Raw genomic sequence first — 12,918 nt, 5'->3', positions numbered from 1 at the left:
CTTATGACAAGGAACAAACTTAAGAAAAAGAGCCTTATCAACCAGAAGGAACTGTGGATCATGCTGATTCCCGTACTTCTTTATTTTGTGCTCTTCAAATACCTGCCCATGGGCGGCGTCATTATAGCTTTTCAAAGATACAGTCCTTTCAGAGGCGTTGCGGGAAGCCCCTGGGTGGGATTCGAGTATTTCCGCCAGTTCTTCTCCTCCATCTATTTCGGTAGAGTGCTGAGAAACACGCTGATGATCGGGCTGTTCGATCTGGCCTTCGGATTTCCGGCGCCGATTATTCTGGCGCTGCTTCTGAACGGCATCGGAAACAAAACATTCAAAAAAGCGACCCAGACCGTGACGCTGCTCCCCCACTTCGTCTCCTACGTCGTCGTGGCCGGAATCGCTCTGAACATGCTGTCTCCCAGCACCGGCGTCATAAATGCCTTCCGCATGAAGCTCGGTCTGGACAGCATCTATTTTATGCAGGAATCCAAATACTTCTGGGGCATTTTCACCTCTCTGAGGATCATCAAGGAATCGGGTTTTGCCGCAATCATCTATCTGGCGGCGCTGTCGGCTATCGATCCCACACTGTATGAGGCAGCCCGGTGCGACGGAGCTTCCAGGCCCCAGCAGCTGCGCCATGTCACCCTTCCGGGAATCATACCCACCATAGTCATCATGTTCATCATCAAAGTGGGGAAAATCATCAGCATCAGTTTCGAACAGGTTCTGCTTCTTCAGAATGACGTCATTCTCGACACATCGGAAGTAATCAGCACACTGGTCTACCGGAGAGGACTGGTCAACGCCGACTACAGTTATGCCACAGCGGTCGGGTTATTCGAAACCTTTGTCGCCCTGGTTCTCGTCCTGTCATCAAACGCCATCGCAAGGAGAATGAAAAGTGAATCGTCCCTCTGGTAAAATGGAACTGTTCTGGTCCACTCTGGTGGCCGCGGCAGTTATCCTCATATGCGCTGTCATGCTCTACCCTTTTCTCTTTACCATATCCGCCTCGATTTCCGATCCCGATATGGTCATAAGAAATCAGGTGACCTTTTTCCCCAAAGGACCGCTCAGCTTCGAAGGGTATAAAATCCTGTTCAAAAACGAGAGAATCTGGCAGGGCTATGCCAATACGATTTTCTACACGCTTTTCGGAACAGGGGTTAATCTGGCCATAACCGTTCTGGCAGCCTATCCCATGTCGCGGAGAGGTTTTAACGGCTATAAATTCATCAATATCTTCATTTCCCTGACCATGTTCATCTCTGCAACGGGAATGATGATCCCTCTCTTTCTGGTGGTCCGGGGACTGAATCTGCTCGATACGAGACTGGCGATCCTGATCGTTTTCGCCGCCTTCCCCTATTACATCATACTTCTACGATCCTTTTTCCAGCAGATGCCCGAAGAGATGTTCGAAGCGGCCCGGCTCGACGGCGCCAACGAGTTCACCATTCTGCTCAAAATCGTTCTGCCTCTCTCCGGAGCCGCTCTGGCGACCATAGGCCTCTATTACGGAATCAACCGCTGGAACGGATACTTCTGGGCCATGATCTTCCTCAGGGACGAAACGAAACACCCCCTCCAGGTCGTCCTGAGAGAGCTTATCGTTCTGGCCTCCATGGGGGAGGAAATGGATGCCAGCCTCAACAGAGGCGGTAGCAACGCGGAAGTCATAAAATACGGCGCTATCGTTCTGGCGACGCTGCCCATAGCAGTCATCTATCCTTTCATTCAGAAATATTTTGTGAAGGGAGCCACCCTCGGCTCTGTCAAAGGGTAAAAAACAGTAAAAATCCCCCGTTATCCGGGATTTTGAATATACCGGGATTACCCGGAAAAGGAGTCTCAATGAAAAAATCACTTATTCCTCTACTTATGGTTATGACTATCGGTTCAGCCTTTGCTGCAGGTAATCAGGAAGCAGCCGTTTCTTCCGGCGGAACCGTGGATCTGGACGTCTGGGCTGTGAAAGCAGCGGAACTTCAGGTCGATACCGAATCGCTGGCGAACTGGAAAGGTATCGAAGAAGCAACGGGAACCAGCCTCAACTGGCAATTAATCAGCACGGAAGTGAAAGACGAACAGTTCAATCTGATTATGACTTCAGGCAATCTTCCCGATGTCATGGCTTACTATGAAGGGAAAAGCGGATTTTCCTCTGTAAATAAATTCGGAACTCAGGGAGCATTCCTTCCCCTTGAAGACCTGATCAGAGAGCACGCGCCCAACCTGAAAGCCGCCATTCTCGACGATCCCAAGGTAAGGGAATCGCTTATGGCTTCCGATGGAAATATCTACTATATCCCCATGCTGTCGGCGCTCAATGCGGCACGCGGATGGTTTATCCGTTACGACTGGCTGGAAGCTGTTGGAAAAGATGTTCCGACCACAACCGACGAACTGTATGAAGTTCTCCTGGCATTTAAAAACGAAGACCCCAACGGAAACGGCGAAGCTGACGAAATCCCCATGATTTTCCGCCGCCGCGGCGACGACGCCTTCTACAACCTCGGAGCTCTCGCTTATGCTTTCGATGCCGATACGGGCTGGGTCCTCAGGAACGGAAAGGTCGTTTACGGTCCCTCTGAACCGCAGTACCTCGATTTCCTCAAATACATAGCCAAACTCTATAAAGAAAAGCTGATTGATCAGGAAATCCTCACCCGACCGGGCAATCCCCGTAACGACCTGCTCGGCAAAGACCAGGCTGGAGCCATTCATGACTGGTTCGCTTCAACAGCCAGCCTCAATGATACTCTCGCATCGGATATACCCGGTTTCAATCTTCGCCATATGGCGCCTCCCGTGGGAACAGCCGACAGACCTTTTACCAGAATACAGATGAGCAAAGTCCGGGGAGACGGCGGATGGTCTATCAGCCACAGCAATCCCGATCCAATCGCCACGATTAAAATGATGGATTACATTTTCAGTCCCGAAGGCAGCCGATATGTGAACTTCGGAGTGGAAAACGATACCTATGTTCTGGAAGGCGGAAAACCCCTATACACGGATAAAATTACAAAAAACCCCGACATGGGCTTCCACGAAGCTCTCGTAACTAACGGCATGCAGTGGAAAATCGGTCTGCAGCAGGACATCGAATACGAGAAACAGTTCGCCAATGCTATCGCGACAGCGGCCCGTATCGACTATATGGATAACTTCATAGAAGAAGAGTTCCCCATTCTCAGCTTCACCGAAGATGAGCAGATGGTTATCGATGACAAGCTCAGCCAGATCAACCTCTACACAGCTGAAATGAGTTCCAGGGCCCTTATAGGCGCTGATAAAACTGCTGATCTTACAAAGATATTCGCAGAGCTGAACAATATGGGACTGAAAGAAGTGACAGCTATCTATCAGGCGGCTTACGACAGAAAGAAATAAGACAAGCCGATGGCTCCCCGCAAAAGCCGGGGGGCCAGCCGGAGATGACAACGGGATGAAAGGATAGCTTTATGAAATATGAAAACATGGCCCGCAGCATACTGACAGTATTGGACAGAGCCATATCCGTTCACGGAAACCGCAGGCCTGAAATCGGCATGGGAGACCTTCATCCCGGTTGGCACTACACAAAAGAGCACTATTGGACCGAGGCCTTCTGGCCCGGTCAGTTATGGCTGGCCTATGACTGGACGGGAGATAAAAAGTATCTTGAGGCGGCCCGCGTCCACAGCCCGGCTTTTGCGAAAATGCTTACAACGCCCCGGTGGCTCCACCACGATGTGGGCTTTCTCTTTCTCATGAGTTCCGTCTGGGACTTCAAATTGACAGAGGACAGAGAAGCCAGGGACAGAGCGCTCAGGGCTGCTGATATTCTCAGAAGCCGCTTTCAATGGCACGGACGTTTCATCCTGGCCTGGAATCCGAAGCCCGGCGACAAAGAGTGGAACCGCATAGCCAGCGGGAAAATGATTATCGATTCCATGGAAAATATATCGCTCCTCTACTGGGCAGCAAGGCAGACCGGAGAAAAAGCCTATGCCGAAATCGCCACGGAGCATGCGGCTACCATGGCAAAATACATAATCCGTGACGACGGCAGCACTTATCACTGTTACGATTTCGATCCTGTTACGGGAGTTCCCATAGGCGGTTCGACACATCAGGGATGGAGCGCCGAATCCTGCTGGAGCCGCGGCCAGGGATGGGCCGTCCACGGTTTCTGCCAGACCTATATCAACACGGGTAATTCTTTGTTCCTGGAATCCGCCAGAAAGCTTGCCGATTATGTCATCGGCAATCTCCCGGAAGACAATGTCCCCCCCTGGGACTTTTCCATTCCGCCGGAAGCTCCGCAGGTCAAAGATTCTTCAGCCGGAGCCATACTGAGCGCGGGATTTCTGAGTCTCTCACAGATCCTTGAGGAAGAAAAATCTCCCGATGCGGAACTGTATAGAGGATTCGGATTGAAAATGCTCGACGGCCTGAAAGAACATTGCGATTTAACTGGCGATCCCCAGTCCCAGGGGTTACTGAGTCAGGGAGCCAGCCACGCGAAAAAAGGCGGATACTGGGCTTCGGCCATGCTCCCCTACGGAGATTACTACTACTTCGAAGCGGTACTGCGCGCTTCGGGAAAAAGCGACTTTATCTGGACTTGAAATGAAATCTGATACACAAACGAATTTGACCGACCTCTGGGAATTCCATAAAGGAGATCTCGGCGGAATATGGGAAGCCTGCCGTCCCGTAAAAAAGGGAGATGCGGAAGACGCACTTCTCTGGGAGAGAGTCTCGCTCCCCCACTGCTTTAACGCCCTCGACGCCGTTGCCCCCGACGCCACCTACTATCAGGGACCGGGGTGGTACCGGAGAACCATTAAGCCGGAAAACCCCTTCCCGGGGGGAAGAACCCTTCTACATTTCGAAGGAGCCGGCCAGGACAGCCAGGTATACATCGGCCAGCGCAAAGCAGGAGAACACAGAGGCGGATACGATGAATGGAAAGTCGATATTACCGACTTCCTGTCCGAGTCGCCTGAAGAAATCAGACTGTCAGTCCGTTGCGATAACGGACGTGATGTCCAGCGCATTCCCTCCGATCTCTCGGATTTTACCATTTACGGAGGATTGTACAGGACAGTGAAACTTCTATACGAACCGGAAGTTTATATAAAGACGCTGCATATTACACCGCTCATTGAAAAAGAAGACCTTTCGGCTGAACTGCATATATCGGCTGAACTTAACCGCATCGATAGAGACGTCCGCCTGACTCTTGAGATTCTCGACCCGGCCGGAGCCGCGGTCTGGTCCGAAAGGACAATGACATCGGGACACATCGATCTGAAAAAGAGCCTGAGCGGTCCCGCGCTCTGGTCGCCGGAAAATCCGCAGCTCTACAGCGCCCGGATCACACTGGAAGATAAGGAGTCGCGATGGCGGCAGACTTACTCAGAGAGATTCGGATTCCGATCCTTTGAATTCCGCAGAAAAGGCCCTTTTTTTCTCAACGGCGGGAGGCTTCTGCTCAAAGGGACCCACAGGCATGAAGACCACGCCGGACTGGGCGCGGTGATGCCTCCGGAACTGATCGGGCAGGAAATGCGGATGATCAAAGCCATGGGAGCGAATTTCATCCGCCTCGGCCACTATCAGCAATCTACGCAGGTTCTGGATTTATGCGACAGCCTCGGCCTGCTGGTCTGGGAGGAGATTCCCTGGTGCCGCGGCGGACTGGGCAATGAATCGTACAGAGAGATGGGCCGGACCATGCTGAAGAATATGATAGAACAGCATTACAACCATCCCTCCGTCATTATCTGGGGACTGGGTAACGAGAATGACTGGCCGGGGGATTTTGAAGATTTCGACGAAACAGCTATCAGGCAATATATGAATGAACTGCATGAACTATCACACAGACTTGATAATACAAGAATGACGGCAATCCGCCGCTGTGATTTCTGCAAAGACATTCCCGATATTTATTCACCGTCAATCTGGGCCGGTTGGTATCGCGGCCACTACAGGGAGTACAAAGAGGCGACTCTGAAACATATAGGCGAAACGGAACGATTTTTCCACGCTGAATGGGGCGCTTCAAGCCACAGCGGACGGTTCTCAGAAGATCCCTACGAGGGACTGGAACACCTCAGGACCGGAGTGGGCACCGACGAAAGGGGAAGCGACGCATCTCTGTACGGAGGTATATCACGGGTATCAAAAGACGGGAACTGGTCGGAAAACTACGCCTGCGATCTCTTCGACTGGACATTGAAAGAACAGGAGACTATGGCGGATCTGACCGGATCGGCTTTCTGGCCTTTCAAAGATTTCGCGACACCGCTCAGGCCGGAGAATCCCCTCCCCTATGTCAACCAGAAGGGGGTCGTGGAAAGGGACCTGACCCCGAAAGAATCCTTCTACGTCGTTCAATCTTTCTGGTCGAATGTTCCCATGATCAGAATATTCGGCCACAATTGGACGGACCGCTGGGGCGGGGAAAAGGAAGAAAAGGAGTTTCGCGTTTACTCCAACTGCCGCCGGGTGGAGCTGTTTCTCGACGGCCGGAGCCTCGGAGTCAAAACCAGGGATTCACAGGATTTTCCCGCGGCGGGATTGCGCTGGACCGCAGAACTGTCATCGGGGATCCACGAACTCCGCGCGCTGGCCGTGAATGAAGAACTGGAAGACCATATCAGTTTTGCCTACCACAGCGAAAAATGGGGAAATCCGGCCGTTCTTCTGGCCGATATTGCCGAAGAGGATTCAAATACATACCGGATTTCGGTTAAAATGACCGATGGCCGGGGAAAAACCTGTCTGGATTACGGTGAGTACGTCTATTATTCTCTCGCCGGTAAGGGTCAGATGATCAGAAACCTTGGAACGGTCAGAGGATCGGAGAAGGTCCAGATGTGCAACGGCAAATCGGAAATCACAGTAAAGGCGGAAAAGGGCTCCTCCGTTCTGGTTATCAGATCGGGACAGGCGGATCCCCTGTTTTTGGAATTATGAAAGAAAACTACGAATTCATAGCCATTGATGAAGGAAAACAGAATCTCCTGAGGGGCAATACGAGCGGGAAAGGCATCAGCTGGAAAAGATCTCTGGCGGACTATCCGACCGCCCGCGCCCTCGAAAGGATCGACGGGGACAGAATCCTGATCGGTTACGACCGGGGATACTGCATTGCAGAGATCGACAGCGGAGAGATCATCCATGACTGCCGGAGCTGGACCGGTGTCACCTCGGCCAATTCCGGACCGGACGGCACCACACTGATTACCGGATTAAACCTGGAAGGACATAAAGGCGTCACGGTACTGACACTGGATCGCGAAGACAGGGTAATCGACGCCCGGTCCTGCAAAGGCGATTATGTGAGGCTGATGACCCGGACAGATGAGAACCTGTATCTCCTTTCCACCAATGACAGGATCAGGATCTGCACGAGCGGGCTTCAAATGAAAGGGACGCTTGCTGCAAAGGGATTTCTCCACGCCTGGCAAAGCCGTGTGACCGATGACAGCATTCTGGTATCCGCCGGATACGGTGCTTTTATGGCCAGATTTTCCCTTTCGGGAAAGCTGGTACAGGTATTCGGGGGGAAAGACTCCGTCCCTGCGGAAGTTGAACCCTTTTTCTACGCCTGTTTTTCCATTGCCGAAGATAAGTCTATTCTGGTGGCGAACTGGCAGGGGCACGGTCCGGATAATGGTCATAAAGGACGACAGCTTCTTCATTTTGATGAGATGGGGAATTATTTGGAATCCTGGTCATTCCCCGAAGAGATTTCCTCCTTTCAGGGTCTTCTGCTTCTGGAATGAAAGAGAGTCGTTTCCACCTCTTCTCAGGAATTATTCCCACCGGAAAAGCAGGGACGCAATCACCAGAAACAATACCGTCATAGCAGTCAGAATTCCCAGATTCGGCAGGATCTGAACCAATCCCGCTCCATCAATCATAATGGACCTGGCTCCGTCGATAAAATGAGTCAGGGGAAAGAAGAGCGATATTTTCTGAACTGCCTCGGGTGTCCCTTCCAGAGAGAAAAACACTCCGGAGAAAATAATCATGGGAAAAGTAATCAGATTCATTAACCCGTTGGCCAGTTCCTCGCTCTTTATCCTGGCGGCGAAGATTAATCCGAAAGAAAGCATGCAGAGTATGGCCAGCATCGTCAGAAGAATCAGCAGCAGATAGGAACCGTTTACCACAAAATGCAGAAAGAGATTTGTCCCTGCAAAAACGGTGATCGATGTAATGAGAACGATGAGAAAACGACTGGCCATCTGCGCTGTAATAAACGTAAAGGGCGTAACGGGTGTCGCTTTCATTCTTTTGAGCACGCCGTTCTTTCTGTATCGGACGATTACGAACCCCACGCCGAACATACAGCTGAAGAGCATATTCATGCCGATGACGCCGGGAACCAGCCAGTCCACATAGCGCACCGCTTCACCGGACACCTGCTCTTCGGCGTAGTTTGCCAGATCGGCCCGGCTGAGCCGGCGGAGGATCCCGGCTGAAGGAGACTCTTCGTTCAGATAATAAGTCCCGGCCTCTCCGTCAACAAAAATATCGATCTGATGACGTCTCAGCTTTTCCAGAGCCTGCCCGCTGTCGGCGTATTCTATGGTGTCCACAGCGGGCAAAGTGAGAAAGGATCCCGAAGGAGCTGTATAATTTTCCAGCACCCCCGCTTTGAACTGCGATTCGCCATTGCTGCTGAATGCGAAGGAAAAGCCTACGACGAGCACGACGGGAAAGAGGAGATTCCAGAAAAGCGTCCCCCTGTCACGGACGAATTCCATTGTTCTGGCATATACGATGGCTGTAAATTTATTCATATTCGATTATCCCTTTTTTATGACCGCAAAGACTCGCCGGTCAGCTTCAGGAAGAGATCTTCCAGATTGGGCTTTTTAATGCTGAGCCCTTCCAGATTCAGCCCCGAAGCCAGAAGATCCTTCATGGTCCTATCGAGGTTCGCCGTGGATATCTCCAGAAACTCGCCCTTCACTTCCGACCCCTCTATTCCCCCGGGCTCCGCCCCGCCGTGGGGCAGCCGAACCAGCGCCCCGTCGAAGTGAGATTCCAGCAGTTTATCGGGACTGTCGATTTCCAGAAGCTTCCCGTGGTCCATAATGGCAATTCTGTCACAGAGGATTTCCGCTTCCTCCATATAATGAGTCGTCAGGAGAACCGTCGTTTTCTCCGATTTGATATTTTCGATCAGCTGCCAGAAGTTCCGTCTGGCCTGGGGATCCAGTCCCGTGGTCGGTTCATCGAGAAACACCATTTCGGGCCTCGGAATGATGGCCAGTCCCAGAAGCATCCTCTGCCTCTGTCCTCCCGAGAGCTTTCTGTTGTCCCGGTTGAGAATGTCCGAGAGGGAACAGATTTCCACAACTTCGTCCAGACTCCGGGGATCGGGATAAAGGGCTCTGAACATTTCCAGAGTTTCCTTTACGGTAATAAACTCGGGCAGCGCCGTATTCTGAAACTGAATGCCCACTTTCTTTTTAAAATGATGATCGATCTCACTGTCCCGGAAATAGATCCGGCCTGATGTGGGGGTCAGAATTCCTTCCATCATTTCAATGGTCGTCGTCTTTCCCGCCCCGTTGGGACCGAGAAGTCCGAAACATATGCCTTCATCTATGGAAAAACTGATATCCTGCACGGCCTGAACATTTCCGTAGTTTTTCCTCAGATTCTCAATACGCATTATTGTACTCATAGATAGAACATAGAAAAGCTGTAGGGAATAGGCAAGATAATTTTGAATCAGTCTGAAATTTGTATCCTCGCCGCAGAGGGATTCATACTTGAATTTCTGACCTGACAGCGCACCTCCTACCGATCTGAAATAACACGGCGGAAAAGGAATGTAAACTTTGTGAAAGCCATTTATACTGACAGGATATGAAAGTCTTTTTTTCGGAAGCAACCGATCCCTTTACCAATCTCTCCATAGAAAAATGGCTTCTGAAGAGAGAGGACCTCAAAAACTCTGATGTTCTGCTCTTCTACCGAAACGCTCCTTCAGTTATTCTGGGACGGTTTCAGAACCCCTGGTTGGAATGTGATTTACGGAAAATGGAAGCTGATGAAGTAACACTTGTGCGACGGGAGAGCGGCGGTGGAACGGTATATCACGATCAGGGGAATATGAATTTCTCATTTATAGAAAATAAGGACAGACTGATAAAAGAGGAAAAAACCGCTATTGTCGTCGCCGCGCTGACGTCGCTTGGTATAGAAGCTGCTCAGGGAGAAAGGAATGATATCTATATCGATGGGAAAAAAATCTCTGGCAGCGCCGGGCGGTACACAGCAAAAAGAGCTCTGCATCATGGAACTCTCCTGATCGAGACAGACCTGAAAAATCTGAACCGATACCTGTTAAAAAAAGATTACAAGTCCCCTTCAATGAATAGCAGAGGAACCGCTTCCATCCCCTCTGAAGTGACTAATATCCTCTACTACAACAATCAATTGGTCTATAGGGAAATTTGTGAGTCCATAATTGAAAAGGCTTCGGCTTCCCGGAACAGTCAGGTCGAAATAGTAAACCTGAAGTTATCAGATATAGAGAACAGGGAAGAGATAAAAGATATCCGCGCAACATTTTCCGGCTGGGAGTGGACTTTCGGAAAAACTCCGACCTTTACTTTTGCCAGCCCTGCTGCTGTGCCCGGCAACGGATCGGAATGTCTGATCACTGTAAAACAGGGATTGATCGAAGACATTTCCTTCAGGGGAGAAACGGGACGGGCTGAAAAGGAATTCATAGAGAGATACATGGGAAATCGGTTTGACCATTCCCTGCTGTTCCTCAATCCGGTCAGGGAAACATAAATGTCTATATATTGCTGTCAGAGGAAGAGATCATAAGCCTTGCCCGGAAAAACATAAGGAGCGCCCCGCCCCAGACAGAGATGACGATCCCCCACCAGACGCCTTGTAAACCGAGGCCGGAAACCGTTCCCAGCAGATAGAAAAGAATGGGCGGAAAGATAATCTGCCTGAAAAGCCCTACCCAGAAAATCAGACCGGGTTTCTTAAGCCCCTGCAAAAGAGAGTTTCCCGTTCCGAGCAGGACATAGGCCGGCATGGCGACAATTTCTATAAGCAGATATCCCGCTCCGGCGGCGATGACGGCCTCTACGGGATTAAAAACAGCAACGAGAGGTCGTCGGAGAAAGAGCAGCAGAACCATACCCGTTCCCATTATAGCAAGGCCGTAGAGTACAGTTTTATTATAGGCTTCGCGGACTCGTTCCGGCTGATTTGCTCCGTGGTTCTGCCCGGCAAGAGTCACCAGAGCCATATTGAGTCCGATTGTTGGCAGGAGAATAATCTGCTCTATGCGGATCGCCGCACCGTATCCCGCTATAGCTTCGTCTCCCCCGAACTGAACGATAAAGCGGTTTATAATAAAAACCCCCAGGGCAATGCTCATGGAATTGAGGCTGGCCGGAAGACTCTGATGGAGCAGGGACGGCCAGAGGGTCACAGGATGGCCTTTTTTCTGTCCCCTGCTGAAAGAAATGCTTCCTGTCCGCCTCAGCCTTACCCACAGATAAACCGTTCCGACGGCCTGAACCACCACCGTAGCCAGCGCCAGTCCTGCCGTTCCCATATCAAAGGCGATTATAAAAAGAGGGTCCAGAGCCAGATTGAGAAAAAAGCCCAGAATAAGAAAATTACGGAATGCTTTCGTATCTCCCGTGGCGGAGAGAAGACCGTTTATTCCGTTGTTCAGGAAAAAGAAGGGTAGTCCCGACATGATTACACGTATGTAAACGACTCCTTCTTCAAGAGACTGCCCCTGAGCGCCCATAAAACTGAAGGCGGGAACAGAGGCGAATATACCGAAAACAGCCAGAAGAATAGAGAAAAGGATGGCGAGGATGATCCCCGCATAAGCCAGGCGGTCCGCTCCATCCGAATCTTTTTTACCCAGAGCATTGGAAGCCAGTCCCTGTATTCCGCTTCCCAGACCGTGGCTGAAAGCGACCAATATGAAAAAGACCGGAAAAGAAAGAGACAGCCCTGCTAGAGCCTCGGTGGAAATGAACCTTGTATAATAGGTATCCACCACATTGAACATGGTATTAAAGAAAAACCCCATTGCCGCGGGAACGGCTATGGCTCTGATCAGTTTCGGGATGGGGTCCCTTGTTATATCCATTGTCTTCATATTTTAATGTTTATCATAATAGTTAACTATGGCAAGAGAAATCGACAATTTCCGATATTTCACTCTCCCGGAATCTCATTTCTGCTCCGGACCATCTCAATGGCATGGTTGTAACAATCGATTTTCATATAGAGATCGACAAGCAGATTGTAGGACAGGGGTTCGGTAGGATCGATCTCGATCATGGAGAGATAGTTCGATTCCGCATCGCCGTACTGGCCGTAAATTTCGTAGATAAGAGCTTTCATCATCAACAATGTATAAGGGGTAAGATCCTGATCATCCAGATCCTTCAGCTTATCCTCCATTTCCTCTAAAAGGTTTCGGGTAAGATAATCATTGAGGATTTCCTCTTTTTTATCGGACCCCCGGAGCGCCCCCACTCCCCCGGTCTGGGCGCTGGAATATTCCGCATCGGCGAATTTGCTTTTGATACTCTTCCAGAGCTCGCCGAGCAGACTGCTCTTCTTCCCGTCCCGGTCCGACCGGCTGTTCTCCAGCTGGAGCCTGCTGTCGGGCAGAAGCTCTATGGCGGCGCCATCGGCCAGAAGAATCAGGGCGGTTCCGTCACTTCCCGTGCTGATGATATCTCCCGTTTCGAGATTCTGACCGGTCATCGCAGGAGCGGATTTCCCCGAAGAGATGATCTGAACCCGGCCCCGGCATTCGAGTAGAACGGCGTTCTCTCCGGTCAGAGCCGTGGTCGATGCGATCAGCGCAAGCAGTATTAGAACAATAGCCTTTCTCAA

11 protein-coding genes are annotated in these 12,918 nt (G+C 50.8%); 7 read left to right on the top strand and 4 right to left on the bottom strand.

Annotation, left to right across the window (positions count from 1 at the left end; all coding sequences use genetic code 11):
- Positions 1 to 3 precede the first annotated feature (3 nt).
- From HNR50_RS08320 to HNR50_RS08295, 6 genes are all read left to right on the top strand, one after another.
- Positions 4 to 921 carry an ABC transporter permease gene (locus HNR50_RS08320; RefSeq protein WP_184745777.1) on the top strand — a complete coding sequence of 306 codons (918 nt, stop codon included), beginning with the start codon at positions 4 to 6 and terminating at the stop codon, positions 919 to 921.
- Complete coding sequence (locus HNR50_RS08315; protein ID WP_184745775.1) at positions 902 to 1,786, top strand: ABC transporter permease subunit; 885 nt, start codon at positions 902 to 904, stop codon at positions 1,784 to 1,786. The genes HNR50_RS08320 and HNR50_RS08315 overlap by 20 nt, the downstream gene beginning before the upstream one ends.
- 68 nt (positions 1,787 to 1,854) lie before the next feature.
- Positions 1,855 to 3,396: a type 2 periplasmic-binding domain-containing protein gene (locus tag HNR50_RS08310; RefSeq protein ID WP_184745773.1), complete on the top strand. Its 1,542-nt coding sequence runs from the start codon at positions 1,855 to 1,857 to the stop codon at positions 3,394 to 3,396.
- 71 nt (positions 3,397 to 3,467) lie between these two features.
- On the top strand, positions 3,468 to 4,616 hold the full coding sequence (locus HNR50_RS08305) for a glycoside hydrolase family 88 protein (RefSeq protein ID WP_184745771.1): 1,149 nt from the start codon (positions 3,468 to 3,470) through the stop codon (positions 4,614 to 4,616).
- Position 4,617: 1 nt separating this feature from the next.
- Positions 4,618 to 6,975 (top strand): glycoside hydrolase family 2 protein, encoded by a 2,358-nt coding sequence (locus tag HNR50_RS08300; RefSeq protein ID WP_184745769.1) that lies wholly within the window; start codon positions 4,618 to 4,620, stop codon positions 6,973 to 6,975.
- Positions 6,972 to 7,787 (top strand): hypothetical protein, encoded by an 816-nt coding sequence (locus HNR50_RS08295; RefSeq protein WP_184745767.1) that lies wholly within the window; start codon positions 6,972 to 6,974, stop codon positions 7,785 to 7,787. The genes HNR50_RS08300 and HNR50_RS08295 overlap by 4 nt, the downstream gene beginning before the upstream one ends.
- A 30-nt stretch (positions 7,788 to 7,817) precedes the next feature.
- Here the strand turns inward: HNR50_RS08295 and HNR50_RS08290 are convergent, their stop codons facing one another.
- Together HNR50_RS08290 and HNR50_RS08285 are read right to left on the bottom strand one after the other, a co-directional pair.
- Positions 7,818 to 8,810, bottom strand: a complete 993-nt coding sequence (locus tag HNR50_RS08290; protein ID WP_184745765.1) for an ABC transporter permease — start codon at positions 8,808 to 8,810, stop codon at positions 7,818 to 7,820.
- Positions 8,811 to 8,827: 17 nt separating this feature from the next.
- Complete coding sequence (locus HNR50_RS08285; protein ID WP_184745763.1) at positions 8,828 to 9,703, bottom strand: ABC transporter ATP-binding protein; 876 nt, start codon at positions 9,701 to 9,703, stop codon at positions 8,828 to 8,830.
- 185 nt (positions 9,704 to 9,888) lie between these two features.
- Here HNR50_RS08285 and HNR50_RS08280 point away from each other — a divergent pair, with 185 nt between their 5' ends.
- On the top strand, positions 9,889 to 10,824 hold the full coding sequence (locus tag HNR50_RS08280) for a lipoyl protein ligase domain-containing protein (protein ID WP_184745761.1): 936 nt from the start codon (positions 9,889 to 9,891) through the stop codon (positions 10,822 to 10,824).
- A gap of 4 nt (positions 10,825 to 10,828) precedes the next feature.
- On the opposite strand, the gene HNR50_RS08275 is transcribed toward HNR50_RS08280, so the two are convergent.
- Both HNR50_RS08275 and HNR50_RS08270 read right to left on the bottom strand, forming a co-directional pair.
- The gene (locus HNR50_RS08275; protein ID WP_184745759.1) at positions 10,829 to 12,160 is read right to left on the bottom strand and encodes an MATE family efflux transporter; all 1,332 of its coding nucleotides are present in this window, start codon (positions 12,158 to 12,160) and stop codon (positions 10,829 to 10,831) included.
- A 68-nt stretch (positions 12,161 to 12,228) separates the two neighbouring features.
- Positions 12,229 to 12,918 (bottom strand): FecR family protein, encoded by a 690-nt coding sequence (locus HNR50_RS08270; RefSeq protein WP_184745757.1) that lies wholly within the window; start codon positions 12,916 to 12,918, stop codon positions 12,229 to 12,231.

The organism is Spirochaeta isovalerica (genome assembly GCF_014207565.1).
GTDB lineage: Bacteria > Spirochaetota > Spirochaetia > DSM-2461 > DSM-2461 > Spirochaeta_F > Spirochaeta_F isovalerica.
Note: the sequence above shows the minus strand (reverse complement) of the source record. Positions and strands in the feature narration are given on the sequence as shown.